Genomic DNA, 24,497 nt, shown 5'->3' on the forward strand with positions numbered 1-24,497 from the left:
GCGGGCTATGGGTGTTCTCTGGTAGCTGACCAGTTGAATCGCCGGGTCAGGTCTGGAGGCTCGTTGGTTATCCCTTGCCTGGTAAGTGATAAGGCTCCCAGAAGCAGCCTTATCCCTACTCGGATCAGTGATAGCCATACCAGCAGCAGCCTTTACCCTTAACCTGAGTAAGGGTTACACCAGCGATCAAAATGCGGGAAAATCCCGCCTTTTAGACATCCACCAGTCCCACCATGGCTCAACTCTGAGCCATCCGCGAAAAAATAACCCCCAGCACCAAGCCGATAAGTCGGCCTCCTGGCTCTCCAGGAGAAGGGTGATGGGGGTTCTGTTAGTCGCTGCTTGTAAGTGCTAGCCGGAGCACCGGAAGGTTCATCTGCTGGGCTGCTTTCCATCTGCGTTTATCTGCGGCCAGGATCTCGCTCAGCAGCGGATGCTGGACGGTGCCTTCTGTTGTGGCAGCCATGCCCGAAGCACTCCGTTTCCTGGCTTTCCTTACTTCGCTGCCGATGCTCTTCATCAGCGAGACCCTTCTGCGGTTCTGTGCTTGGATCGAGCTACCAGCTTGAAGTCGGTCTGCCAGACGATGCACAGCAGGTACACCAGTGGAACCAAAGGCCAGAGAAGCAGGGCGCCCAGGAAGATCAGTTCAGGTAGACGCATCAGGCCACCTCCGCTTGGGTCTTGATGTAGTCGCTCGGGTCGACGCTGTTTCCGAAGGGCAGGTTCAGCACGGCTTCGATCTGCGACAGCGTGAGGCCGCCAGCCAACATGGTCAGGGCGGAGTCGTAGGCTCGGGCGTACTGGTTTAGGTCTTCTGGGCAGAGTACATCACGGATGCCTTTGCCTACCTTGGCCCTCCATTCACCTGCAGAGAGACCAGTCATCACCCTGCACACCAGCGACATGAGTGTCTTCTGGGTATTGAAGGCTTCCTGCTTGACCAGGCTCTTCGGTAGCTCACCAGCCTTGGCCTTGTTACCAGCAACCACGAATGCCTGATGGGCCACTTGGTTGTCGATGGTGGTGATCATGGAGCCACGGATCGGCGTGTACCTCAGGAGCTTGTTTCCGAGTTCCTCCATATCGAGGAAGTAGTCGCGCACGAAGAAACCCTCGTTAGTGTTTGCCGTCATCGCTAGATGTGCAGCACAGTCGCGGCTGAGGGTGTAGTCAGTGCGAGGGCGCTTGCCTGTCGGAGTCTGGTGCTCTAGGACTTCCCCATTTTTCCCGAATCTGTGAAATATGGCTGAAGCTCCGCGAGTTACCCAGTTTGCGAACTTCCCCTCGGGCTTGCCGATGTTCTCCCACAACTTGCGGGCATCAATGCAGGGTGCAGTTCTGCTTTCAACGAACGGGAGGATGCGGCGAACCTTGGTCATCCTCGTAGTCTGTTCCTCGGTGAAACCGAGAGTCAGCATCACATGCTTCGGACAATCAGCCGGGGTGTAGTTGAAGGACTTGCCAGTTCGTTTGCTTTTCATGGCGTAGATGTTCCTTTTTGTTCAGCCGTCAGAGTCCCTTCCATCCATGCCACCAGCTCCCATCTACAAGGGAAACACGGACGGCTCGGACGGCTGGACAAAACGGGCTGGGTTTCAGGGGTATCTGCAAGGGATGCAGGGTTGATGCTTGGTGACTTGCCCAGGAGTTCCCCGGTGCCTGGATGCCATTCACGGGCCAAAGCCTGGGCAGCAGTGGTTGCCTAGGTCGCTACTGTGCTGAGGCCAGGGCTGATGGGTGACAGAGGCGAATGGGGAAACTCCTGGGCGGAGTCATCTGGAGGGGCATGAAGATGAGCAGGAGGCGGACTGACAGAGAGTCTTGGGCTTCCTGACAACCACTGACGGGGATGGTCACTGACAACATCGTCATCGGTGATCATCGATCCTGTGTCAGCAGAGTTGGGGAGGCATCAAGAGCAACTTGCGGTGCAGCTTGAAGAGCACCTGCCAGTGTCCTTCGCAAGACAGGCTTGATGCTGTCTCATTGCTTCGTTCTTCATTGATGGATTGATGGTAATGGCCATGGATACAGGACGGCTCAAAGACACTCATAGAGTGGCTTCGCCATCCACCGCTACACCCCGCGAGTTATCGCAGGTAGCCAGCCTCGACTGGGTGCCATCACCTCCCAGCCAGCTATGTCAGGTTCGTCATCACCCGTGACTGCTGGCCGATCTGTCGGGGCAGTGAGAGGGGCTGTACGCCTGAGCTCAAAGTAGCAGTAGGTACTCGGCGGTCGCCTCGCTGGGCTGTTGCCTTTCCCTGGCTCGACCGTCCTTCCGGCTGTTTGCGGCGGTAATGATCGAGCGCCATGGTTGAGGCTCGAACTTGCGAGATTGCGCGTTCTCCTCTCCATAACTGTGTGTTAATCGATCTTCGTCGAACGTGATTCGATATTGCAAGATTTGTGATGTATAAAGTGATTGGCTTTTGGCTTGCAAGGGTCTCCTATCGCCCAGAAGTCGACATCCGCCGTATGATGCGCACGCCTGAATATCAGAAAGCTCAGAAGCAGTCTTGACCATTGAGAGCACAATCTGCAGGACTCCACATCGCACAGACGAGGATAAGGCGCAGCGGGTTGATTTGCCCCTAAACCTCTCCTGTGCGTCTTCCTTCTGCAACCGTTCGCGGTGTGGGAGAAGATCGAAGCCCTTTTCTGTCGATCACGTTCTGATTGAAAGTCGCGGCCATATTCAACTCACAAAGCTAGGAGAGCTGCTCGGTGATAGCTGTTTTTCTGCTTCGTGCGCAGTCTTGAGCGCCTTTCGTCGTCTGCGATCAGAGGGCGGCCGCCGCTTTGACGCACTGATGCGTAAAAACAAAGTCGACTTGTCGATGGCAGCGATCATGGTCGAAAAATACTGCTCCCTAACATTTCATTATCGATATCCATAGCTGAAAAACAATCACAATGATGTCGTATTGACATTCTGCTGGCGGCGGAGATATTAATTTCGCCTAGAGTTCTCCATTCTCGGGTGCTCAAATTACAACTACAGGGATTTTTCTATGGCTAAGAAGGCTGCAGTACCCGAAATTGTTTCGCTGATTGAAGAGGGTGTACCTCGTCCACGACTGCATAAACTCATCATTCAGAATTTTCGGTCAATTGGTGCAGTTCCAGTTGAGATTGAACTGGATGACATCGTTGTGTTAGTTGGCGCCAACAACGCTGGAAAAAGTAGCATTTTACGAGCTTATGAAATCGTGATGTCTCACGGATCATCTGCCGGCAAGCTGAGCATCAGCGACTTCCCAAATGGCGTAGTAGAGAGGGAAGCGCTTCCGACCATTGAACTTCAAACGATCGTGTTCAGTGATGCGCCAGGGGCGCGCTGGCTTGATGTCCAGGCCAACGGAGAATTCCTGATCCGCGAACGCTGGATCTGGGACAGTCCAACCAAAGATCCGGTCCGGCAGGGCTTCGATGTGCAGAAGGGGGATTGGGATGCACAAGTGCCGTGGGGGGCCCCAAACATAGCCAATGCAAAGCGCCCACGTCCCCATCGCATTGATGCGTTTGCTTCACCCGACGCTCAAGCGAATGAGATTGTCAACTTAATCAGCTCCTTGCTTAAAGAGCGTGTTCAACAGATCAAGTCGGATCCCGCTCAAGTGTTATCTGACTATGAGCTTGTGATTGAGAAAATCAAGTTGCTCCAGACAAAAGCTGTAGAAGCGACTGAGGCAGAGGTTGCTTCGATTGAGTCTGAGATCACCAAGTATCTTGACCGTCTGTTCCCGAACCACCATGTGAAGTTTGATGCCAAACCTGAGTTGGATATCGAAAAGGCCTACACCCCATTCAAAACTACTGCTGATCTGCTGATGGGCCCAAAAGATGGTTACCTGTCAGGAATTGCCAACCAAGGTAGTGGTGCCCGTCGAACTTTGCTCTGGGCAGCCTTGAAATACCTGTCGGAGGTGAAGGATCGCGAAGGGACAAGGCCGCACGTCTTGCTTCTGGATGAACCTGAGATTTGCCTTCATCCCTCGGCTATCCGGGAGGCTAGAGCAGTTCTTTACGATCTGCCTCAGACAGGTAACTGGCAGGTGATGATTACTTCGCACTCACCGATCTTCATCGATCTGTCCAAGGACAATACCACCATTGTTCGCGTATACCGTGGCGAAGGTAACGAGGTAGAAAGTACGACTCTGTACAGACCTACCCGTGCCAAGTTGGACGATGACGATAAGAAAAACCTCAAGATGCTCAACGTGTGTGACCCCTACGTGAACGAGTTTTTCTTTGGTGGGCGGCAGATCATCGTTGAAGGCGATACCGAGTACACAGCCTTCTCCATCATCAAGGACATGTACGTTGAGGAGTATAAGGACGTCCAGATCATCCGGGCTCGTGGTAAGGGGATTATCCCGTCCTTAGCGAAAGTCCTCCTGCAGTTCTCCAAGCAGTTTACGATCCTCCACGATACCGATTCTCCGCTCACGGTAACAGGTAATGGCAATCCAGCTTGGGGAATGAATAAAACCATCGCCTCCGTGCTAAAGCTCGACAATGCTGAAGGACGCGTCAGGCTTGTTGCGTGCTGTACCTGCTTTGAGACGGCGTTGTTCGGAAAAGAGTCCAAGGACGAGAAGCCATATCGAGCTTTCGTCCGTATCCAAAACGATGCAGAGTCTGCTGAGAAGGTGAAAGCACTATTGGATTATCTGCTAGACGCCTCTAAGCCAAAACCGGTTAATTGCCTTGAGTGGACAGCGATTGAAGAGCTGAATGAGGTCGTTTAATCGTCCTGAGGGGACGATGACCATGATCAGCCAATGGTATCGTTCCCTATTCCAAGCGCACTTACAGCACAAGGCACTCTACCGTCGAGAGGGTAAAGTGGCTTTTCTATGACCTCGGCGTAGACGCTCACGGTTGATCAAGGGCGTTCTTGTGAGCGCATTGGTCAAAAAGTGGCTAGCCCCAATATGAATCTGGCGCTGGAAGGTCTTGCTGACAGCCCGCTGAAAATCTCTGGGGTGACCAACTCAGCGAACCTCAAGCTCTCTGTATATAGGCGCCTCGTTTGGCGCTTTCGTTGATCAGGGCGTTAACTGTGATTTGCCTCCCGGCTCTGTAGGAACCCCAAGCCTCGGAATGAAGTGTTGATGAACGTCCACTTGCTTGTTCTCACCGGTCGCTTCGGGTTGATATTGGCCAACTTGCTATGTCTATGGCGAAAAAATAATGCGCCCCCACGCACTCAAGCCTTTTGTTAGGCATCTAACGCTTGGGCCCGCAGCACTCTGCAAGCTCGCTTAACCGCCGCCGTAGAGATCCCCCAGTGCTTCGCTGTATCAGCGATGCTGGCGCCGTTCTCCTTCCTCCAGATAGCCACGGCCTGATCATCGATCACCTTCGGCGCCCCCAGCTTCTTGCCCTGAGCCCTGGCTCGCTCGATCCCGGCCATCTGGCGGGCCTTGATGTTGGCTCGTTCCAGCTCAGCTACTGCAGCCAGCATGGTGAGCATGGCTTTACCGACTGCGCTGGACAGGTCGAAGCCTTCGCGCATCGAGACCACCGTCACGCCCTTGACCTTCAGGGCTTCGACTGTCTCCAGAACGTCGATGGTGTCCCTGCCCAGGCGGTCGATGGCCGCCACGACAACTGTGTCTCCCTTCCTGGCATAGGCATGGAGTGCCTTGAAGCCCTCCCGTTGCAGTGCCTTCGTGGCCCCGCTGGTTGCCTCATCGGAGAACCACTCGCTCACATTGAAGCGTTGGATGATGGCGTGGCGCTGGGCCTCAGTTGTTTGGTCGTCAGTACTGACTCGGACGTAGGCGATGGTGGCGGTCATGGCTAATAGCTCCTTGAGTGCCAGGTGGATCACAAAGCTGGCTCAAGATGCTATTTGGTGGATCATTAGAAATCAACAGTTCTGATCCATCTAGAGGCCGCAGCGCTTCGTCTGGCTCAAGCTGTGATTAGCTTGGCTCGGAAGGTACACCCTCTGATCCACCTCCTGAGCCCGCATGTAGCCCAACTTGGGGCGATCTGAATGACCACACCTTCCGCTTAGTCGCCTTTGCTGAGCAAGCTACGCCTTTATATGTGAGTGAGTTGAGCCACATGCTTGATTGACGCGCCCAGGCTAACCGTCTCTGCGAAAGGGCAGCCTGAGCATCGTGCTTGATGGGGTAGGGGGTGCCCTGATTTTCCAGGCGGGGAGGGGTGGGCACCGGGGGGACTCAAGTGGGACGACTCGATAGATAGGGGCTCGTATTTTTGGCAAAAAACGGCCGGTGGGGTGTGGCCAAGTGATCCAAAAGGGATCCAGAAGTGATCCGAAACGGTGATCCAAAGCGCTCCCAAAGGCTCATGCCAGCGCTATAGAATGTGGTCTCCGATTGATAGTCGTGCGACGAGCAGAAAACGCTAGAAGTCAGGAATGGCGAGGCTTTCAGGCCTTCCCGCATTGATCAGCCGTGAACCCGGTCAGGCCCGGAAGGGAGCAGCCGCAGCGGTGACATCGAGTGCCGGGGTGTGGCTGGTGGGGTCGCCTCCTTATTTTTCCCCTCGCTTCATCCCCTTCTTGCTGATTTCCTCGCCACGCATTGCGTGAGCACTGCCGTGCCACGTCCCGCCCTTATGGCGTTCCCGTCACCGAAAGAAGTTCGTCACGGGCGTGCATCTCGGGTGCAATTTGCAGGTTGCTCCGCTAGCATTAGCCCCCTCCCGATTCACTGCTGCGACGGTTTTCAATGAGTTATCAGGTTCTTGCGCGCAAATGGCGTCCCCGCTCGTTCCGGGAAATGGTCGGCCAGACCCATGTGCTGAAGGCCCTGATCAACGCCCTGGACAACCAGCGCCTGCACCACGCCTACCTCTTCACCGGTACCCGTGGCGTGGGCAAGACCACCATCGCGCGCATCCTCGCCAAGTGCCTGAACTGCGAGACCGGCATCAGCTCCACGCCCTGCGGCCAGTGCTCGGTCTGCCGGGAGATCGACGAAGGTCGCTTCGTCGACCTGATCGAAGTGGACGCCGCGAGCCGCACCAAGGTCGAGGACACCCGCGAGCTGCTGGACAACGTGCAGTACGCGCCGACCCGGGGCCGCTACAAGGTCTACCTGATCGACGAAGTGCACATGCTCTCCACGCACTCGTTCAACGCGCTGCTCAAGACCCTCGAAGAGCCGCCGCCCCATGTGAAGTTCCTGCTGGCTACCACCGACCCGCAGAAGCTGCCCGTCACCATCCTCTCCCGCTGCCTGCAGTTCTCCCTGAAGAACATGCCGCCGGAGCGCGTGGTGGAGCACTTGACCCACGTACTCACCGCCGAGAGCGTCCCCTTCGATCCGGACGCGCTGTGGCTGCTGGGCCGCGCCGCCGATGGTTCCATGCGCGATGCCATGAGCCTCACCGACCAGGCCATCGCCTTTGGTGAAGGCAAGGTCCTGGCCGCCGACGTGCGCGCCATGCTCGGTACCCTCGACCATGGTCAGGTCTACGGCGTGCTCCACGCGCTGCTGCAGGGCGATGCCCGTGGCGTGCTTGAGGCCATCCGTCACCTGGCCGAGCAGGGCCCGGACTGGAACGGCGTGCTGGCCGAAATCCTCAACGTGCTGCACCGCGTGGCCATCGCCCAGGCCCTGCCCGATGCCGTCGACAACGGCCAGGGCGACCGTGACCGCGTGCTGGCACTGGCCGAGGCGCTGCCGGCGGAAGACGTGCAGTTCTACTACCAGATGGGCCTGATCGGTCGTCGTGACCTGCCCCTGGCGCCGGACCCGCGCGGCGGCTTCGAGATGGTGCTGCTGCGCATGCTGGCGTTCCGCCCGGCTGATGCCGACGGCGCGCCGAGGGTGGTGCTAAAGGACCCGGGGATCAGCAAGGCCACAGCTGATTCCAGCCAGAACCCCGTGGCCGGAGCCGCCGTTGTGGCTCCGGCGGCCGTCATCCCCGCGCCCGTGCCCCAACCGCCCATGCCGGCCCCTGCCGCCGCGCCCACTCCGGCGGTCGTGCCGGCCCTGCAGCCGGCGCCGGAACCGGTGGTCGAGGCCGCGCCTGCTGCCGTGGTGCCCGAGCCTGAACCCGAGCCTGTAGCGCCGGTCGAGCCCGGCGTGGTGAGCGAACCGGTCATCGAGCCGGCGCCGCAGCCCGCCGTGGTTGCCGAGTCCCGCGCCGAGGTGCCGGTCGACCTGCCCTGGGAAGAGCCCGCAGCAGCGGCCGCGTCCGTGCAAGTCGCGCAACCTGCCCCCGAGCCCGAGCCCGAGCCCGAGCCCGAGCCTGTAGCTGAAGCGCCCGTACCGAACGCCGCACCGGCACCTATCGCCGCAGCGCCGGTGCCCGTCGCCGAAGCCTTGCCGGCGTCCGAAGCGCCCTTCGACGACGAAGAGCCGCCGCCTGGGGACTATGACGACTACTATCAGGCGGACGCCGATTCCATCGCCTACCTCGACGAGCTCCCCGTCGGCGAGCCGGCCGTGGTGGCCGAGCCCGAAGTCCTGCCGGATGTGCAGCCGGCCACTGGCCTGGCCGCCGAATGGCTGGACCTGTTCCCGCGCCTCGGCATCAGCGGCATGACCGGCAACATCGCCGCCAACTGCACCCTGGTGGCCGTGGAGGGCGACACCTGGCGCCTGCATTTGGACCCGGCCCAGAGCGCCCTGTTCAACGCCACGCAGCAACGGCGCATGAACGAGGCCCTCAACCAGTATCACGGCCGCACCCTGACCCTTGAGGTGGAGATCCGCCGCCCCGAGCAGGAAACCCCGGCCCAGGCCGCCGCCCGCAAACGTGCGGCCCGCCAGCGTGACGCCGAAGACTCGATTGCCAGCGACCCGCTGGTGTTGAAGATGATCGAACAGTTCGGGGCCAGCGTGCGCCCGGACACCATTGAACCCCTTGACCGCTGAGGACAACCATCATGATGAAGGGTGGCATGGCAGGCCTGATGAAACAGGCCCAGCAAATGCAGGAAAAGATGCAGAAGATGCAGGAAGAGCTGGCCAACGCCGAAGTGACCGGTCAATCCGGTGCCGGCCTGGTGAGCGTGGTCATGAACGGCCGTCACGACGTCAAGCGCGTGAGCCTGGATGACAGCCTGATGCAGGAAGACAAGGAAATCCTCGAAGACCTGATCGCCGCCGCCGTCAACGACGCTGTGCGCAAGATCGAGCAGAACAGCCAGGAGAAAATGTCCGGCATGACGGCCGGCCTGCAGCTGCCGCCCGGCTTCAAGATGCCCTTCTAAAGAGGGCGTGCACCCCGACTCGTCGGGGTGCCTTCTGCTTCAAACTCCGGTGCCCGTAGCCGTTCACGCCTTGTACTGCATGCCATCTGATCGCTCCTGGCGACAGCGCGTGGAGTAGAGGTCGGAAGCGAGCAGGGCACCGGAGTCCGTTCTACCCCCCAGCCCCCATTTCCGAGACGCCCCATGAGCTTCAGTCCGCTGATCCGCCAACTGATCGACGCCCTCCGCATCCTGCCCGGTGTAGGCCAGAAGACGGCCCAGCGCATGGCGCTGCAGTTGCTGGAGCGTGACCGCAGCGGCGGCCTGCGCCTGGCCCAGGCACTTACCGCTGCAATGGAAGGTGTCGGGCATTGCAAGCAATGCCGCACCCTCAGTGAGGACGACCTCTGCCCGCAGTGCGCCGATCCGCGTCGCGACGACTCGCTGCTGTGCGTGGTGGAAGGGCCGCTGGACGTGTTCGCCGTGGAGCAGACCGGCTATCGCGGCCGTTTCTTTGTGCTCAAGGGGCACCTCTCGCCCCTGGATGGCCTGGGCCCGGAGGCCATCGGCATTCCCGAGCTGATGGAGCGGATCGAGGCCGGCGCCTTCAGCGAAGTGATCCTCGCCACCAACCCGACCGTGGAAGGGGAGGCGACCGCCCACTACATCGCCCAACTGCTGGCACCCAAGGGCCTGGTGGCCTCGCGCATCGCCCACGGCGTACCGCTGGGTGGCGAGCTGGAACTGGTGGACGGCGGCACCCTTACCCACGCTCTGGCCGGCCGCCGCCCCATCGGCCTCTGATCGCTCTTCCGTAGCCCGGGCTTCAGCCCAGGACAGCATCGGCAACGCATCGACCTACCGGCTACCCCAGCGCTGCCAAGGCCTCCAGCGTCTTGGCATCCATCCCGTAGGCAATCCACTTGCTGTCGGGGCGACCGCCCAGGCGTTGATAGAAGCGCTCGGCACCTCGGTTGCCCACCAGTACATCCCACTTCAGGCGTCCCGCGCCGCGAGCTTGCGCCCAGCGCGCCACGGCGACCATCAGGCGCTGTCCCTGACCCTGGCCACGCGCGTCCGGCACCAGGTACAGCTCCTTGAGCCGCACCGTCGGGCGCAAGTCGTAGGTGAAGGCGATCTCCTGGGCCACGGCATAGCCGAGCAGTCGGCCCGAGGTTTCCACCACGAAGACCTGGCACTGGGGCTCCGGGCCGAAGGCGCGGGCCAGCAGTTGTGCCTCGTTCACCGCGAACTCCTCCAGGTACGCCTCGAAACGCGCCAGCTCGCGCATCAGCGGGAGGAGGGCGGGCACGTCCTCGGCCCGCGCCTCGCGTACGGATGGGCTCAACATGCGCACGAGATGGCTGGGTGGGCTGCCTGCTGGCTTTGCGCACCGCTCAGGCTCAGGCCCTCGTCCAGCCAGCCGGTGACACCGCCGAGCATCTCCTTCACCGCGAAACCCAGCCCGGCCAGGCGCACGGCTGCGCGATGCACGCCGTTGCAGTGAGGCCCTGCGCAGTAGACGACGAACAGCGTGTCGCGCGGGTAGCCGGCCATGAACTCGGCGGTCATCAGCCGATGGGGGATGTTGATCGCACCCGGCACATGGCCGGCGGCATAGGCCGCCTCGCTGCGCACGTCGACCAGCACGTAGTCCATGTCACCGGCCTGCTGGCTGGTATGTACGTCCGAGCAATCGGTCTCGAAGGCCAGGCGTTGGGCGAAATGGGCGAGGGCGGCTTCCGGGTGGGCAGCGGGGTGTTGGCGAACGAGGCTGGGCATGGTGGTTCTCCGTCGGTTAGGGGATGGCGCCACTGTATCCAGCGCGTTTTCTTCCCTAAAGTGGCGGGCGAGACAGTAACTGGTAAGTTTCCGCCAAATGCACGACGACCCCGGCCTGGTGGCCATCCTCGCCTACGACGGCCTCTGCACCTTCGAATTCGGCATTGCCGTGGAGATCTTCGGCCTGCCACGGCCCGAGTTCGATTTCCCCTGGTATCGCCACTGCATCGTCGGCCTGGACGACGGCCCCATGCGCGCCATGGGCGGCATCCAGGTGCTGGCCGATGGCGGCCTGGAGCGCCTGGCCGAGGCCCGGACCATTGTCATTCCCGGCTGGCGTGACCGCGCCGAGGCACCCCCGGAGCGGTTGCTGGCAGCCCTGCGTGATGCCCATGCCCGTGGGGCTCGGCTGGTGTCCATCTGCTCCGGCGTTTTCGTCCTCGCCGCCAGCGGCCTGCTGGACGGCCAGCGCGCCACCACCCACTGGCGCTACACCGACGAACTGGCGCAGCGCTTCCCGGCCATCGAGGTGGACCCGGACGTGCTCTACGTGGATGCCGGCCCGCTCATCACGTCGGCCGGCAGCGCCGCCGGCATCGACGCCTGCCTGCATCTCGTAGCGCGGGACTTCGGCACCCAGGTGGCCAACACCGTGGCCCGGCGCCTGGTCATGTCGCCCCAGCGGGCCGGCGGCCAGGCGCAGTTCATTCCCGCCCCGGTGGCGCAGGCGCCGCGCAATGACCTGTCCGCCCTGATGCAGTGGGCACGCCAGCACCTGCACGAGCCCCTGGAGGTAAGCCAACTGGCCCGCCGCGTGGCCATGAGCGAACGCACCTTCCTGCGGCGTTTCAGCGAAGCCACCGGCATGACCCCCAAGGCCTGGCTGCAGCACGAGCGCCTGGCCCGCGCCCGCGAGCTGCTGGAAAGCACGGCCGACGGCAGCGAGCGCATCGCCGAACGGTGCGGCTTCCGCTCGGTGGAGAGCTTCCGCGTGGCCTTCCGCAACGCCGTCGGGTTGCCGCCTTCGGCCTACCGGGAGCGCTTCGGCGCGGCGCATACGACCTGATCGATGGCGCAACTCCCGCCTTGAAAACCAAGCAAGCGCTCGGTAAGTTTTCCTGACTTTCGCCAGGGAGCTACGCCATGCCGGCCTGCCAGGAATACTTCGACGAATCCCATCAACTGGTGCGTGATTCGGTATGCCGCTTCGTCGAGCGGGAAATCCTCCCCCACATCGACGACTGGGAAGAGGCCGAATCCTTCCCCCGCGAGCTCTACCTCAAGGCCGGTGCCGCCGGCATCCTCGGCATCGGCTACCCCGAGCAATACGGCGGCAGCCATGAGGGCGACCTGTTCGCCAAGGTGGCGGCCAGTGAAGAGCTGATGCGCAGCGGCTCCGGCGGCCTGGTGGCCGGGCTCGGCTCCCTCGACATCGGCTTGCCGCCCCTGGTCAAGTGGGGCCGCCCCGAGCTTCGCGAGCGCATCGCCCCGCAGGTGCTGGCCGGCGAGAAGATCATGGCGCTGGCCGTTACCGAGCCCTCCGGCGGCTCCGACGTGGCCAACCTCAAGACCCGCGCGGTGCGCGAGGGGGACTTCTACCGCGTCAACGGCAGCAAGACCTTCATCACCAGCGGCGTGCGCGCCGACTACTACACCGTGGCGGTGCGCACCGGCGGCGACGGCTTCGGCGGCGTCAGCCTGCTGCTGATCGAGAAGGGCACCCCCGGCTTCAGCGTCGGGCGCCAACTGAAGAAGATGGGCTGGTGGGCCTCCGACACCGCCGAGCTGTTCTTCGAGGACTGCCTCGTCCCGGTGGGCAATCTCATCGGCGTCGAGAACATGGGCTTCGCCTGCATCATGGCCAACTTCCAGTCCGAGCGGCTGGCCCTGGCCATCATGGCCAACATGACCGCCCAGATGGCCCTGGAAGAAGCCGAGTGCTGGGCCCGCGAGCGGCAGGCCTTCGGCAAGCCCATCGGCAAGTTCCAGGTGCTCAAGCATCGCCTGGCGGAAATGGCCACCCAGGTCGAGGTCTCCCGCGAGTTCACCTACCGCCAGGCGGCGAAGATGGCCGCCGGCAAGAGCGTCATCAAGGAAATCTCCATGGCCAAGAACTTCGCCACCGACGTGGCCGACCGGGTCACCTACGACGCCGTGCAACTGCTCGGTGGCATGGGCTACATGCGCGAGAGCCTGGTGGAGCGGCTCTACCGCGACAACCGCATCCTCTCCATCGGCGGCGGCTCGCGGGAAATCATGAACGAGATCATCAGCAAGCAGATGGGCCTCTGAGCCCACGCCCGGTGCCGCGAGGCACCGGGGCTCCACCCTCAGGGGATGAAAGCGCAAAGGCCTTTCAGCGCCCCATGCGCTCCAGGGCTTCGGCCGCCAGCGCCCGAGTCAGCTCGCCCGCCGGCAGGTGCTTCGACAGCGCCGCCGCCTGGCCCGACCACAGCGACATGAAATCATCGGCACCTGCCGCCTCGGCCTTGGCCCGTAACGGGGCCAGCGCACCGCCCGCCAGCGGGAAGGCCGGCGCCAGGTCGCTCAACGGCCCCATCTCACGCATCACCCGATTGAGAATCCCCCGCGCCGGACGCCCGGTGAACAGGTTGGTGATGGCCGTACCGTCGTCCCGGCTCTGCGCCAGCGCCTGGCGGTGCAGGGCCGGCAGGCGCGCCTCCGGGGTGAACAGGTAGGCCGTGCCCAACTGCACCGCCGCCGCCCCCAGCGCGAAAGCCGCTGCGATGCCGCGTGCATCGGCGATGCCACCGGCCGCAATCACCGGCACCCGCACCGCATCCACCACCTGGGGCAGCAGCGCAAAGGTGCCCACCTGGGTGTCCACCCGCGTGTCGAGGAACAGCCCGCGATGACCGCCAGCCTCCGCGCCCTGGGCAATAACCGCGTCGCACCCCCGGGCCTCCAGCCAGCGGGCCTCGGCCACCGTGGTGGCCGACGAAATCACCTTCGCCCCGGTCGCCTTCACCCGCTCCACCAGCGCTGCCTCCGGCAGGCCGAAGTGGAAGCTCACCACCTCCGGCCGCAACGCCTCCACCAGCTCGCAGAGCGCTTCATCGAACGGCGCGCGGTTGGACAGCGGCACTGGCTCGGCGGGGTCCAGGCCGAGTTCCAGGTAGTAGGGTTCCAGGCGCTGCTTCCAGGCTGCCAGGCTGGCCTCGTCCGGCACCGGCGCCGAGTGGGCGAAGAAGTTCAGGTTGATCGGCGCCGCAGTCCCTTCGCGAATCCGCCCGACTTCCTGGCGGATCTGCTCGGCACTCAGCATCGCGCAGGGCAGCGAACCCAAGCCACCGGCCTGTGCCACCGCCACCACCATCTCCGCATACGACGGCCCCGCCATCGGCGCCTGGATGATGGGCAGTTCGATGCCGAACAGATCCTGGATACGGGTATCGGGCCAACGGGACATGGCAGCGCTCCTGGCAGGGGAAAGGGCGACAGGATACTGCCAAATACAGCGCGGCAGAGCGGCTCTAGCATCGTGTGGGTGCGACAGGTGGCCACGTTTCCGGAGCCATGCAGGCATTTTGCCTACGACTGTCTACAGTCTTTCTTGGGTGCCTACGCCGTATCCGACCCCAGTGCAAGGCCTCGGGATGTGCCCTTGTGCGGGGAGTTCCGCTCCACCGTTCAGCAGGGAAGGCCGATGAACAGCACGTCTTTCAGCATCGATGCAGACAGTTTCCGCCGCATTCTCACCCGTAACGTGGCATTGCCCCTGGGCGTTGGCGTCCTGGGCGTGGTGCTGTTCGTCGGGCTGATCGGCTACCTGTTGCACGTGCTCGACTGGGTCGAGCACACCGACCAGGTGATCGCCCGCAGCAACGAGAACCTGCGCCAGTCGGTGGAGTGCGAGTCCAGCTTCAGGGGGTTCCTGCTGTCCGGGGAGGAAGAGTTCCTCGAAGGCTACCGGGAAACGGCCCCGCGTCTGCTGGCCGGGCTGCAGGCGCTGCGTGAGCTGATCCGCGACAACCCCGTCCAGAGCGAGCGTCTGGCGCGCATTGAAGCGGCCCAGACGCGCTGGCTGCAGATGACCGAACCTCTGATCGACGCGCGGCGTGCCAATCAGGACATCAGCGCGTTCATCCGCGAAAAGCAGGGCAAGCGGCAGATGGACGAGGTGCGCCAGGGCTTCGTGGCCCTGGTTGCCACCGAAGAGCAGCTGCGCCACGAGCGCAGCGAGCGGGCCAACCGGGCGGTGGTGCTGATCATCGGCCTGCTGGTGGTCATGCAACTGGGTGGCAGCGGAGCGCTGGCGATCTTCGGCCGGCGCGAGTTGATCGGCCTCTCGACCCACTACAACCGCATCCTCGACCAGCAGTCACGCTTCACCGAGCAGCTGCAGGCCCAGGCTTGGCTGCGGGAAGGGCAGTCGCAACTGGCCGAGCAACTGATCGGCCAGCAGACCCCGGCATTGATCGGTCGCGCCGTGCTGGATTTTCTCGCCGGTTACCTGGAGGTCGCCGTGGGTGCCCTCTATGTGCGCGAGGGCGAAGGGCGGTTGCGACGCGTGGCCGACTACGGCTTCGCGCCCGGGCAGCAGGCCCGCGAGCAGGTCTTCGAGGACAGCGCCAGCCTGCTCGGCCAGGTGCTGCGGTCCCGCGAGGCGCGGGTCATGGAGGGGCTTCCCCCGTCCTACCTGCGGGTCAACTCCGGGTTGGGCGATACCGATCCGCTGACGGTGATCCTGTCGCCGACCCGAAGCGATGGGCAGGTCAACGGCGTGCTGGAACTGGCCTTCCTGCGGCCCCTGTCACCCCGCGACCGGCAACTGCTCGAAGCCGTTGCCGAGAGCCTGGGGACCTCCATCGAGGCGGCCCGCTACCGCCAGCGTCTGCACGACATGCTCACCGAGACCCAGCAGCTCAACGAAGAGTTGCAGGTGCAGCAAGAGGAGCTGCGCGTCGCCAACGAGGAACTGGAAGACCAGGCCCGGGTGATCCGCGACTCCCAGGCCAACCTGGAGACCCAGCAGGCCGAACTGGAGCAGACCAACGAACAGTTGAGCGAGAAGACCCGCCGCCTGGAAGACCAGCGCGACCTGCTGGACGAGCGCAACCACGCCCTCGACCAGGCCCGGCGCGAGCTGGAGGCGCGTGCCGAGGAGCTGCAGCGGGCCAGCCGCTACAAGTCCGAGTTCCTCGCCAACATGTCCCACGAGCTGCGCACCCCGCTGAACAGCTCGCTGATCCTCTCCAAGCTGCTGGCAGAGAATCGCAAGGGCAACCTCGACCCGCAGCAGGTGCATTACGCCGAGCTGATCAACAAGTCCGGCAACGAGTTGCTGCGGCTGATCAGCGACATCCTCGACATCTCCAAGGTGGAGGCCGGCCGCCTGGAAGTGCACCCCGAGGACACCGACGTTGCGCAACTGGTGGACGGGCTGCGCGCTCTGTTCCAGCCCCAGGCCGACGACAAGGGGCTGGGGTTCGATGTGCAGGTCGAGCCCGACGCCCCAGCACGGCTCTACACCGACGGCCAGCGAGCCGGGCAGATCCTGCGCAACCTGCTGTCCAATGCCGTCAAGTTCACCGCCAGCGGTCGCATCGGCCTCAAGGTCCGCGCCGCCAGCGGCGGCATCGCCTTCGAGGTCAGCGACTCCGGTATCGGCATCAGCGACGAGCAGATGGGCATCATCTTCGAGCCCTTCCGCCAGGTAGACGGCACCACCAATCGACGCTTCGGCGGCACCGGCCTCGGCCTGTCCATCTCCCGCAACCTCGCGGAAATGCTCGGTGGCAGCATCACCGTGCAGAGCCAGCCCGGGTGCGGCAGCTGCTTCACCCTCTGGCTGCCCAGCAACTGCCTTGCCGGGGAGCCGCTGCCGTCCATCGCCCAGGTTCAGCCCGCCGAAGGTGTGCGGGCTGCCGCGCCCGCGGCGTCCGCCAGTGGCCTTCAGGACGACCGCCAGCGGCCCGTCGATGCGCGCCACTGCGTGCTGGTGATCGAGAACGACCCGAAGTTCGCCCGTGACCTCTACGAGCTTGCCCACGAACTGGGCCACCGCTGCCTGGTGGCCGGCAACGCCGAGGAAGGCCTGCGTCTGGCACGGGAGCAGGGGCCCGATGCCGTGCTGCTGGACATGCGCCTGCCGGACGAGTCCGGCCTCGCCGTGCTGCAGACGCTCAAGGAAGACCCCGTCACCCGGCACCTCCCTGTGCACGTGCTCTCCGTCGACGACCGCACCGGTCCGGCGCTGCAGCTGGGGGCCATCGGCCACGCACGCAAGCCTGCCACCCGCGACCAACTGCGCGAAGTCTTCGCCCGCCTGGAGGACAAGCTCACCCAGAAGGTCAAGCACGTCCTGGTGGTGGAGGGCGACGCCAGCCAGCGCGACAGCATCGCCCAGTTGGTGAGCGACGAAGACATTCAGGTCAGCGCCGTCGCCAGTGGCACCGAGGCCCTGGAGCGCCTGCGTGGCGGCACGTTCGACTGCATGATCATCGACCTCGCCCTGCCGGACATGCGCGGCAACGAACTGCTGGAGCGCATGGCCGCCGAGGCGCTCGGCAACTTCCCCCCGGTGATCGTCTACACCGCCCGCCAGCTCAGCCTGCGTGAAGAGGAGGAACTGCTACGCCACTCCCGCTCCATCATCATCAAGGGCGCCTGCTCCCCCGAGCGTCTGCTCGACGAGGTCACCCTGTTCCTGCACAAGGTCGAGTCCTCCCTCTCCAGCGACCGCCAGCGCATGTTGCAGAGCGCGCGCAATCGTGACCGCGTGTTCGAGGAACGCACCGTGCTGGTGGTGGACGACGACGTGCGCAACATCTTCGCCCTCATCAGCGCCCTGGACGAGAAGGGCGCCCAGGTGGTGACCGCCCGCAACGGCCAGGAGGCCCTGGAGAAGCTGGAGGAGAACCCGCAGATCGACCTGGTGCTGATGGACGTGATGATGCCGGTCATGGACGGCTTCGAAGCCACCCGGCGCATCCGCCAGGACCCGCGCTGGAGTCGGTTGCCGATCATCGCCGTCACCGCCAAGGCGATGAAGGACGACCAGGAGCAGTGCATGGGCGCCGGCGCCAGCGACTACCTGGCCAAGCCCATCGACCTGGAGCGGCTGTTCTCGCTGATCCGCGTGTGGCTGCCGAAGCTGGACAGGTTCTGAAGCGCGGCGTTGACCGCCGCGCGGCCGCTTACCCGCGCAGCTCGCGGAGTTCGCTGGTCAGGGTGTCCAGGCGCAGCAGGCGTCCCGTCTGGTCGAACAGACGCCAGTCGTGTGCCTGGGCGCGTACCTGCAGCGGGGCGTCCGCCGGCCAGTCCAGCACGGCGCAGGTCTGCAGCGACTGCTGGCTCACCAGGCGCCACTGCCGGGTGTTGCCCAGGGGGGCGAGGCCGATCAGCAGCCACTCCGGGAGCACCTCCAGGTCCGGCACCGTCACCTGCTCCGGCGTCATACCGGGCAGGGGAATGTCGTATCGCCCACCGGTGCTTTCCATCGTCAGGCTCATCATGCCGTTGGTGCCGTCCTGGCAGGTGAAGGTCAGCAACCCGCCCAGGGGGTTGGGGATGATGAGTTGGCGCTCCAGGGGGGCGTCCACGGGCCTGCGCTCGGCCAGGCGCCGCGAGGGCAGGGCGTAGCGCCAGAGTACGAGCGATCCGTCTGCGCCGGACACCAGCCATTGCTCGAAGTGCTCGGTGTGGTGGAAGAGGCGGATGTCGCCCTTGAGGTCGCTGACGTGCCAGAGCACGGCGAACGAGCGGTCCACGTCCACGACACGAACGCTGTCCCGCAGGGTGACGGCCCAGCTGATGCCGTCGAAGACCAGTGAGTGGGCGTGCAGCTCCAGTACACCCAGGTCCAGTGCCGTGCGCCTGACCAGGTCCAATTTGGTGATGCGCCAGACCTGGTCGCGGCGTGCCATGGCCAGGGCAACGCGCCGGTTGTGCGCGATGACCAGGCGGTGTGCCGGCTCGGCGAAGCTGAATACTGCGCGCCCGTGGGCATCCAGCACCTGGGCACCGGCTTCCCCGAGGGCCACCAGTGTGCGTTGGTCCTCCAGGGCCACCGCGTCGAGAATCGCCTGCTGCCCGGCGGGGGGCGCCTGCCAATGCAGCGGCGAGGTGGCGCGCTGCAAGGGGGTGGCACGCCCTTTGGGAAAACCGCGGGACGGCAGGTCGGCCTGCAGCAGCGTGTCTCGGCTGAGCTTGAGCAGGCTGTCCAGCTCGGACCTGGACAGGTGCGCGCGTTGGGTGGCGTGGTCATCCAGCAAGGCGGGCAGCACCATCCGGGCCAGCAGGGCCAGTGAGCGGTTGTCCCGCGTGTGCCGGTTCTTGGTGCCGACCCACAGCAGGGCGCGGGCCAGGGCCTGGCGATCCCGGACACGTGCCGGGTCGTCGCGCAGCGCACGCAGGGGGGCGGCGTAGGCCTCCAGGGTGTCCGGCAGCAGGGCGGCGCGGGTCACCAGGGCCTCGGTGCCCAGGCTGCCACCTGCCGCTTCGGCTTGACTCAGCCAGTGCACCGCGCGATCCCGTGCCTCGGGAATCGGCCAGGCTACGTCCACGGCCTTCAACCAGTCGCCGCGCGCTACCAGCATCTCGGCCCATTCCATGCGCAGCCGGTCGGCCACTTGCGGCCACTTGGTCTGCAACATCTGCACCGCGCTGACGAAGGCGTCGTCACGGCGTGCCACCTGCAGGGCCGTCTTCCAGTCGTCGGCCAGGCAGAAGAGGCGCACGATCCAGTCGGCCGACATGTCCCAGGCCAGTGCCAGCTCGGCGGCCTGGCGGAAGCGTTGGTGGCGCTCCAGGTAGTCCAGCGCCTCCTGCCGCACCTTGAGCAGCTCGGCGAGGATGAACACTGCTTCGTCGATGCGCCCCGCACGGTCGAGTTTCTCGAAGTGCTGGCGATAGACCTTGCGCAGGTGGGCTTCCAGGTCCTCGCCCAGGGAGATGGAGGCCCCGGGGCCTGAGGGGCGTCCCAGGGACAGGTCGTCGCGGCGGTCCGGCGTGCCGAATGCCTGGCCCAGGCTGCCCTGCTCGCCTCCCAGGGGCAGTGCGTGGCGCAGCGCCTCGTCGATGTCGCCCTTCTCGAACAGGTTGAGCATGCGCCTCAGGTAGGCACTCTGGCGGCGGTTGAGCAGTGCACTGAAACGGGAAGTGATGGCCAGGCTGGTGAGCAGGCGACGCCAGCGGCTCGGGGTGGCCGGCGCCTGGTTCCTGCGGGGAGGGAGGGCGCGCGCACTGGCGACCGGCGTGGGGGCTGCCGTCCAGTGCTGGGGCGTGCCGGAGAAGAACCGGCGCAAGGCGCCGATGAGCAGTAGGGTGATGACGATCAGCAGGGCGGCCACGAACAGGAGTGCCCCGGGGCCGGATGGATTGTCGGAGTCCTGGGCCAGCGGAGCCGTGCTGGCCGAGGGCGACACGGCCTTCTGGGCCAGGTGCACGGCGTCTGGCAGGTGGTTACCCAGGATCACCACGGCGAACAGCACGATCCAGATAAGCAGGCCCTTGCCGGCGCCTCCGGATGTTGCCTGCGCAGACGCCTGCTTGCCCGACGCACGCGCCGGGGGTTGCTTCGCCAGTGACTGGAGGAAGGCCTCGCGTTGCGGGCTGGGTGGTTTCACCTTGCCCTGGAGGATGGTGTGGATGTCCTTGGCGGGTGGCAGCTCCTCGATCACCAGTGGCGGTAGCGCGTCCCGGCAGTCATGGGTGTCCTGCCAGGGGTGGCCGTCGAGATCGAGGCAGTCCTCCAGCGCCAGGCGTTCGGCCTGATGCAGGTCCAGCGCGGCGACGCGGCCACCCTGTACCAGCCAGAGATCGGCGGCCGGCAGGGTTGCCTGCTCTTCCTGTGTCAGCTCGGCCGAGCACAGGCCACCGGTCTCCAGGGCCAGCAGCGGCCAGCCCTCCAGCGCGTCACAGTCCTGCACAACGGTCGCGTTGAAGCGCAACAGGTCGCCCTCGGGGAAGCGCCAGGCTGCCGATCCGGCCCGCCAATGGCGCAGCAACAGCGCCGCACGGACCTCGACCGCCAGCCAGTCGGCAGGCAGCCACAGGCCTGCGACCGGTCGGCGCCCCTTGAGCGAGGGCTGACGAACGTGGGTATCCGGTGCACTCATGGCGTGCCTCCTTGGTCATCTGCCCGGGTGCAGGAGGCTCGCAGGCGCACGACGTGGTGCCGGGTGCAATAGAGCACCAGCTCGCGAGCCTGACTGAGGACCGCCAGCAGGCCGCTGCTGGCACAGACACTCAGCCGTGCAATGGCATCGGGTGTTTCGACGATGCTCCGGAGCGCAGTGCCGTCATACAGGGCAAGGCGTTTGCGATCGCCGGACATCAGCACCAGCAGCAACCCCCTGGCGTCGGGGTCGGCCACCAGGCCCTGGGCATTCCAGCCCGGGGGCACGTCGAGTGTCCAGTTCTCTGCAGCGCCGCCTTGCCGATCCTTGGGGCGACACAGCCTCCAGCGCTCCTGGGGCGTTGCGCTCAGTAGCAGGGCGCATGCCGGGTGGGTGCTGGTGGTGCTGAACCGGGCCATGAAGGCCTTGCTGGCCTCACCCACCTCGCCAAGGCGCAGGGGCGTGCTCACGCGGTGGCCCGACAGCACCTCCTGGAGGATGAAGCGCTGGTCACGCTTGTGCAGGTAATAGAGGCGGCCATCGTCGAGGTGGCTCATGGCGAGCACATCGTCTTCGACGCGTTCCAGAAGCGGCTCCTGGCTGCGAGGAAGGCCTTTCTGGTGGTGCCAGTGCAGCAGTCGCCCCTGGGCATCCAGCAGGTAGAGGCGCTCGCCGTCATGGGCGCTGTCCACCAGGGCGAGGGGCAGCAACCTGGCGGTGCCTGGCGGAGCGCTCAGTACCTCCTGTGGCGGGCGTGTGGCGGTACTCAGGGGCGACAACTGCCAGAAGCGCAGGTTGGGGCCGGCATCCATCACGCCCGCCAGGCTCCGCCCGGTGAATGCCAGGGCCAGCGGCTGCTCCCCCGTGCTCCAGAGGAGCCGGCGGGTCCTGGGTTTCTTCTTGCTCCCCAGGGCCGGCAGCTTGAACACCAGTACGCCGGGCTGATCGAGCAGCGCCAACGCCACCATCTGCCCGGAGCGCGAAATGATCGGTGGCAAGGTCAATGCCACACGCTCCACGTTCAGGGTCTCAGCGTGCCCGGCAGGCACCTGCCCGGCGAGGGCGAACTGCCCTGAAAGCAGGCGCCTGCCGATGGCCGGGCTCGGCAAGGGCAGGCTCAGGGCACGTCGGCTGTTGCCCAGGTGCAGCTCGGCCTCCAGCGCTTCGCCATCCAGACTGGTGGACAGGTGCAGGCGGTGGCTGAAACCGTCATCCATGGCCTGGGCGCCAATCAGCCAGCATTCGTCCGGCGTTGCCGGCAGCGCGTTGCGCAGGTCGCTCCAGGCGCGCCAGTCATCGGGCTCGGCGGCTTGCCAGCCCCGGGCTTCGAGCAGGCGGGCGAAGTCGACTGCGCCGCGCACGCCATCGATCCAGCCGGGTTGCTGGAGGATGCCCCAGCGCAACTCGCCACCCACGGCCTGGGCACGGCGCGCCAGGAGGATCAGCATCGCAATGTGGGCCAGTCGTGGGGCGCCCAGTTGCCGGGGGCCGGCATCGAACAGGGCAATGATCGTGCGGTTGCCCTGGCAGGCGCGTGCCTCGGAAGCGAGGAACAGGTGCTCGCCGCTGGCGGCACGCCGCAGGAACTCGTCGGGAAATGCGTCGGCCAACAACCACTCGCTGGGCAGCAGGCGCTCATAGGGGCCGCGACGTTGCAGGTCGCCCAGACCATCCGGCTCCTTCAGCTCGCCGCTCTGCCGGCGCTGAACCGGCCCCACCAGGTTGTGCAGGCGTTGCGCGATGTCGGCCAGGGCTTCGGCCAGCTCGCTGTCCAGTTCCTGCAGAGGCTGGCCCCAGTGGGCCAGGGCGTCGGGCAACTGCAGGCTCATGGGGCTGCCCAATGTTCGGCAATGCGCGCCAGGTGACCTTCGGAAAGCGGCAGCTGGCGGTCCAGCGGCACCGTCCTGGCCGGCGCGGGCCAGAGCAGCAGCGGGGTGCGGCCGTGGCGCTTGGCGAGGGCACGGGCGAGCAGGTCCAGTGGCGCATCGGGGCACAGCCGGGTTGGCAGCCAGAGTTCGGGGGCGCCTTCACAGGGGGCGGCGTAGTCGATGCCATCCACCCAGGGCAGGGCGTCGCCTTCCCCGATCACCACCAGCAGGTCATCGGCGGCAGTGGCCTGCAGGCCCGCCAGTTGCCCGGCGGGCAGGGCCAGCAGGCGTGCGTGCAGGCGCCGGGAGGCTTCGCCCCAGGCCACGGCAGCACGGGGTTCCAGGGCCTGGGCGCGGGGTTGCCAGCGCCAGGTCTGTTTCAGGGCGCTCATGCGGGGGTGGCGAGGCGGGCGACCAGGCGCTCGCGCAGCTCGGCCAGTTCCGGCGGCAGGGCGTCAGCGAGGAAGTTGGCGTCGATCTCCCGCAGCACCGCTTCCGGGTTCGTCCCCTCGGCCTCGTCCAGGCAGGCGCGGGCTTCTTCGGCCAGGCGGCTGGCTCGCGACAGCGGTTGCAGGGTGGCTTCTTCCACCGCGCTGAAGAGGTTGTCGTTGCTGGCCTGGGCGAACAGCTCGCGCAGGACCTCACGGGCCTGTTGCTGCATGGCCTGGGTGGGCAGGGCGTAGAGCAGCGGCCAGAGGTCCGCCTCGCTGGCCTGCTGGCGGCCGCCGAGCAGTGCGGCGGCGGCGATCAGGCGCTGCGATTTGACGATGCGCCGGTCGGAAAGCGGGATGCCGGCCTGGCGCAGGCGGCGGATGGCGTCGGCCAGGGCCGGGCGCACGCTGTCGAGGTCGACCTGGCGCAGGGCGCCGCAGAGCGTGTCCAGGTGGCCCAGGTGGTGCGCGTCCAGCACGGGTAGCTGCTCGGCCTTCCAGCCGCCGGCGAGCATGGCTTCCAGTTGGTGGTCCGGCACGGTGTCGACGAACAGGTGCAGCAGGAAGCGGTCGGCGAAGGCCGCCAGGGCTTCGTCGTCCGGCAGGCCGTTGGCCGCGCCGACGCAGACCCGCAGCGGGCAGCGCAACTCGGTGTGGCCACGGCGGAAGCGCCGTTCGTTGAGCACGCCGAGCAGGGTGTTGAGGATGGCGGTGGAACCGAGGAACACCTCGTCGAGGAAGGCCACGTCGGCTTCCGGCAGCATGCCGCTGACATCGGTTTCCACCGTGCCTTCGCGCAGCTTGCGCAGGTCCACCGGGCCGAACAGCTCGCTGGGCTCGGTGAAGCGCCCGAGCAGGTATTCGAAGTAGCGGCCGCCCAGCACCTGGGCCACCCGCCGCACCACGGCGCTTTTTGCCGTACCGGGCGGGCCGACCACCAGCAGGTGCTCCTGGGCCACGGCGGCGAGGATGATGAGTTCGGCGAGTTGCTCACGGCCGACGAGGCCGGTGGTGGCGGTGCGAATGGCCGAGCGGAGTTCCCTGGCGGCGTGCTGGATGGCGTTCAAAGCGGCGTCTTCCCTGATGGCAAGGCGCGGATTTTGCGCAAATCGACCGGGCTGTCAATGCGCCATGACGCAAC

Annotated in this window: 18 protein-coding genes and 1 other RNA gene; 8 read left to right on the forward strand and 11 right to left on the reverse strand. The window is 65.0% G+C overall.

Going from position 1 to position 24,497, the window contains the following annotated elements:
• Nucleotides 1–331 precede the first annotated feature (331 nt).
• Genes BM198_RS29480 through BM198_RS02880 form a run of 3 tightly spaced genes read right to left on the reverse strand, consistent with a single transcriptional unit; the run spans nucleotide 332 to nucleotide 1,484 of the window.
• Nucleotides 332–520 carry a hypothetical protein gene (locus BM198_RS29480; RefSeq protein ID WP_139233554.1) on the reverse strand — a complete coding sequence of 63 codons (189 nt, stop codon included), beginning with the start codon at nucleotides 518–520 and terminating at the stop codon, nucleotides 332–334.
• A complete protein-coding gene (locus tag BM198_RS30080; protein WP_167368445.1) occupies nucleotides 520–663 on the reverse strand; it encodes a hypothetical protein in 144 nt (47 codons plus the stop codon). The genes BM198_RS29480 and BM198_RS30080 overlap by 1 nt, the downstream gene beginning before the upstream one ends.
• Nucleotides 663–1,484 (reverse strand): antA/AntB antirepressor family protein, encoded by an 822-nt coding sequence (locus BM198_RS02880; RefSeq protein WP_208610348.1) that lies wholly within the window; start codon nucleotides 1,482–1,484, stop codon nucleotides 663–665. Before BM198_RS02880 ends, BM198_RS30080 begins: the two co-directional genes overlap by 1 nt.
• 1,533 nt (nucleotides 1,485–3,017) lie before the next feature.
• Here BM198_RS02880 and BM198_RS02885 point away from each other — a divergent pair.
• The gene (locus tag BM198_RS02885) at nucleotides 3,018–4,760 is read left to right on the forward strand and encodes an ATP-dependent nuclease (protein WP_074967640.1); all 1,743 of its coding nucleotides are present in this window, start codon (nucleotides 3,018–3,020) and stop codon (nucleotides 4,758–4,760) included.
• A 473-nt stretch (nucleotides 4,761–5,233) separates the two neighbouring features.
• Here the strand turns inward: BM198_RS02885 and BM198_RS02890 are convergent, their stop codons facing one another.
• The gene (locus tag BM198_RS02890; protein ID WP_074967642.1) at nucleotides 5,234–5,815 is read right to left on the reverse strand and encodes a recombinase family protein; all 582 of its coding nucleotides are present in this window, start codon (nucleotides 5,813–5,815) and stop codon (nucleotides 5,234–5,236) included.
• Between the two features lie 602 nt (nucleotides 5,816–6,417).
• Between BM198_RS02890 and ffs the strand changes: the two genes are divergently transcribed.
• The 4 genes from ffs to recR all read left to right on the forward strand — a co-directional run bounded on the left by ffs (nucleotide 6,418) and on the right by recR (nucleotide 9,997).
• Nucleotides 6,418–6,514: signal recognition particle sRNA small type (gene ffs / locus BM198_RS02895), an RNA gene on the forward strand.
• A 205-nt stretch (nucleotides 6,515–6,719) separates the two neighbouring features.
• Nucleotides 6,720–8,876, forward strand: a complete 2,157-nt coding sequence (gene dnaX / locus BM198_RS02900; RefSeq protein WP_074967644.1) for a DNA polymerase III subunit gamma/tau — start codon at nucleotides 6,720–6,722, stop codon at nucleotides 8,874–8,876.
• Nucleotides 8,877–8,887: 11 nt separating this feature from the next.
• A complete protein-coding gene (locus tag BM198_RS02905) occupies nucleotides 8,888–9,214 on the forward strand; it encodes a YbaB/EbfC family nucleoid-associated protein (RefSeq protein ID WP_044412787.1) in 327 nt (108 codons plus the stop codon).
• 183 nt (nucleotides 9,215–9,397) lie between these two features.
• The gene (recR, locus tag BM198_RS02910; RefSeq protein WP_044412784.1) at nucleotides 9,398–9,997 is read left to right on the forward strand and encodes a recombination mediator RecR; all 600 of its coding nucleotides are present in this window, start codon (nucleotides 9,398–9,400) and stop codon (nucleotides 9,995–9,997) included.
• A 61-nt stretch (nucleotides 9,998–10,058) separates the two neighbouring features.
• On the opposite strand, the gene BM198_RS02915 is transcribed toward recR, so the two are convergent.
• Nucleotides 10,059–10,544, reverse strand: a complete 486-nt coding sequence (locus tag BM198_RS02915) for a GNAT family N-acetyltransferase (RefSeq protein ID WP_074967646.1) — start codon at nucleotides 10,542–10,544, stop codon at nucleotides 10,059–10,061.
• A complete protein-coding gene (locus tag BM198_RS02920) occupies nucleotides 10,538–10,975 on the reverse strand; it encodes a rhodanese-like domain-containing protein (RefSeq protein ID WP_074967648.1) in 438 nt (145 codons plus the stop codon). The genes BM198_RS02915 and BM198_RS02920 overlap by 7 nt, the downstream gene beginning before the upstream one ends.
• 97 nt (nucleotides 10,976–11,072) lie before the next feature.
• Between BM198_RS02920 and ftrA the strand changes: the two genes are divergently transcribed.
• Nucleotides 11,073–12,041, forward strand: a complete 969-nt coding sequence (ftrA, locus tag BM198_RS02925) for a transcriptional regulator FtrA (protein ID WP_074967650.1) — start codon at nucleotides 11,073–11,075, stop codon at nucleotides 12,039–12,041.
• A 77-nt stretch (nucleotides 12,042–12,118) separates the two neighbouring features.
• Complete coding sequence (locus BM198_RS02930) at nucleotides 12,119–13,267, forward strand: acyl-CoA dehydrogenase family protein (protein ID WP_074967652.1); 1,149 nt, start codon at nucleotides 12,119–12,121, stop codon at nucleotides 13,265–13,267.
• Nucleotides 13,268–13,331: 64 nt separating this feature from the next.
• Here the strand turns inward: BM198_RS02930 and BM198_RS02935 are convergent, their stop codons facing one another.
• Entirely contained in the window at nucleotides 13,332–14,405 is a 1,074-nt protein-coding gene (locus tag BM198_RS02935) for an NAD(P)H-dependent flavin oxidoreductase (protein ID WP_074967654.1), read from the reverse strand.
• A 237-nt stretch (nucleotides 14,406–14,642) separates the two neighbouring features.
• Between BM198_RS02935 and BM198_RS02940 the strand changes: the two genes are divergently transcribed.
• Nucleotides 14,643–18,107, forward strand: coding sequence for a response regulator (locus BM198_RS02940; RefSeq protein WP_074967656.1), 3,465 nt, complete (start codon nucleotides 14,643–14,645; stop codon nucleotides 18,105–18,107).
• Between the two features lie 28 nt (nucleotides 18,108–18,135).
• Here the strand turns inward: BM198_RS02940 and BM198_RS02945 are convergent, their stop codons facing one another.
• From BM198_RS02945 to BM198_RS02960, 4 genes are read right to left on the reverse strand one after another with little or no spacing between them, the layout of a single operon-like run.
• The gene (locus tag BM198_RS02945; RefSeq protein ID WP_074967658.1) at nucleotides 18,136–21,057 is read right to left on the reverse strand and encodes a bpX6 domain-containing protein; all 2,922 of its coding nucleotides are present in this window, start codon (nucleotides 21,055–21,057) and stop codon (nucleotides 18,136–18,138) included.
• Nucleotides 21,054–22,886, reverse strand: a complete 1,833-nt coding sequence (locus tag BM198_RS02950) for a hypothetical protein (RefSeq protein ID WP_083422310.1) — start codon at nucleotides 22,884–22,886, stop codon at nucleotides 21,054–21,056. Before BM198_RS02950 ends, BM198_RS02945 begins: the two co-directional genes overlap by 4 nt.
• Nucleotides 22,883–23,317 carry a bpX5 domain-containing protein gene (locus BM198_RS02955; RefSeq protein ID WP_074967660.1) on the reverse strand — a complete coding sequence of 145 codons (435 nt, stop codon included), beginning with the start codon at nucleotides 23,315–23,317 and terminating at the stop codon, nucleotides 22,883–22,885. Before BM198_RS02955 ends, BM198_RS02950 begins: the two co-directional genes overlap by 4 nt.
• Nucleotides 23,314–24,423, reverse strand: a complete 1,110-nt coding sequence (locus BM198_RS02960) for an AAA family ATPase (RefSeq protein ID WP_074967662.1) — start codon at nucleotides 24,421–24,423, stop codon at nucleotides 23,314–23,316. The genes BM198_RS02955 and BM198_RS02960 overlap by 4 nt, the downstream gene beginning before the upstream one ends.
• Nucleotides 24,424–24,497 lie beyond the last annotated feature (74 nt).

The organism is Metapseudomonas otitidis (assembly GCF_900111835.1).
GTDB lineage: Bacteria > Pseudomonadota > Gammaproteobacteria > Pseudomonadales > Pseudomonadaceae > Metapseudomonas > Metapseudomonas otitidis.

Coding starts and splice junctions, on each gene's coding strand:
- BM198_RS29480 (WP_139233554.1), bottom strand. CDS start 520: ATGAAGAGCATCGGCAGCGAAGTAAGGAAAGCCAGGAAACGGAGTGCT.
- BM198_RS30080 (WP_167368445.1), bottom strand. CDS start 663: ATGCGTCTACCTGAACTGATCTTCCTGGGCGCCCTGCTTCTCTGGCCT.
- BM198_RS02880 (WP_208610348.1), bottom strand. CDS start 1,484: ATGAAAAGCAAACGAACTGGCAAGTCCTTCAACTACACCCCGGCTGAT.
- BM198_RS02885 (WP_074967640.1), top strand. CDS start 3,018: ATGGCTAAGAAGGCTGCAGTACCCGAAATTGTTTCGCTGATTGAAGAG.
- BM198_RS02890 (WP_074967642.1), bottom strand. CDS start 5,815: ATGACCGCCACCATCGCCTACGTCCGAGTCAGTACTGACGACCAAACA.
- dnaX (WP_074967644.1), top strand. CDS start 6,720: ATGAGTTATCAGGTTCTTGCGCGCAAATGGCGTCCCCGCTCGTTCCGG.
- BM198_RS02905 (WP_044412787.1), top strand. CDS start 8,888: ATGATGAAGGGTGGCATGGCAGGCCTGATGAAACAGGCCCAGCAAATG.
- recR (WP_044412784.1), top strand. CDS start 9,398: ATGAGCTTCAGTCCGCTGATCCGCCAACTGATCGACGCCCTCCGCATC.
- BM198_RS02915 (WP_074967646.1), bottom strand. CDS start 10,544: ATGTTGAGCCCATCCGTACGCGAGGCGCGGGCCGAGGACGTGCCCGCC.
- BM198_RS02920 (WP_074967648.1), bottom strand. CDS start 10,975: ATGCCCAGCCTCGTTCGCCAACACCCCGCTGCCCACCCGGAAGCCGCC.
- ftrA (WP_074967650.1), top strand. CDS start 11,073: ATGCACGACGACCCCGGCCTGGTGGCCATCCTCGCCTACGACGGCCTC.
- BM198_RS02930 (WP_074967652.1), top strand. CDS start 12,119: ATGCCGGCCTGCCAGGAATACTTCGACGAATCCCATCAACTGGTGCGT.
- BM198_RS02935 (WP_074967654.1), bottom strand. CDS start 14,405: ATGTCCCGTTGGCCCGATACCCGTATCCAGGATCTGTTCGGCATCGAA.
- BM198_RS02940 (WP_074967656.1), top strand. CDS start 14,643: ATGAACAGCACGTCTTTCAGCATCGATGCAGACAGTTTCCGCCGCATT.
- BM198_RS02945 (WP_074967658.1), bottom strand. CDS start 21,057: ATGAGTGCACCGGATACCCACGTTCGTCAGCCCTCGCTCAAGGGGCGC.
- BM198_RS02950 (WP_083422310.1), bottom strand. CDS start 22,886: ATGAGCCTGCAGTTGCCCGACGCCCTGGCCCACTGGGGCCAGCCTCTG.
- BM198_RS02955 (WP_074967660.1), bottom strand. CDS start 23,317: ATGAGCGCCCTGAAACAGACCTGGCGCTGGCAACCCCGCGCCCAGGCC.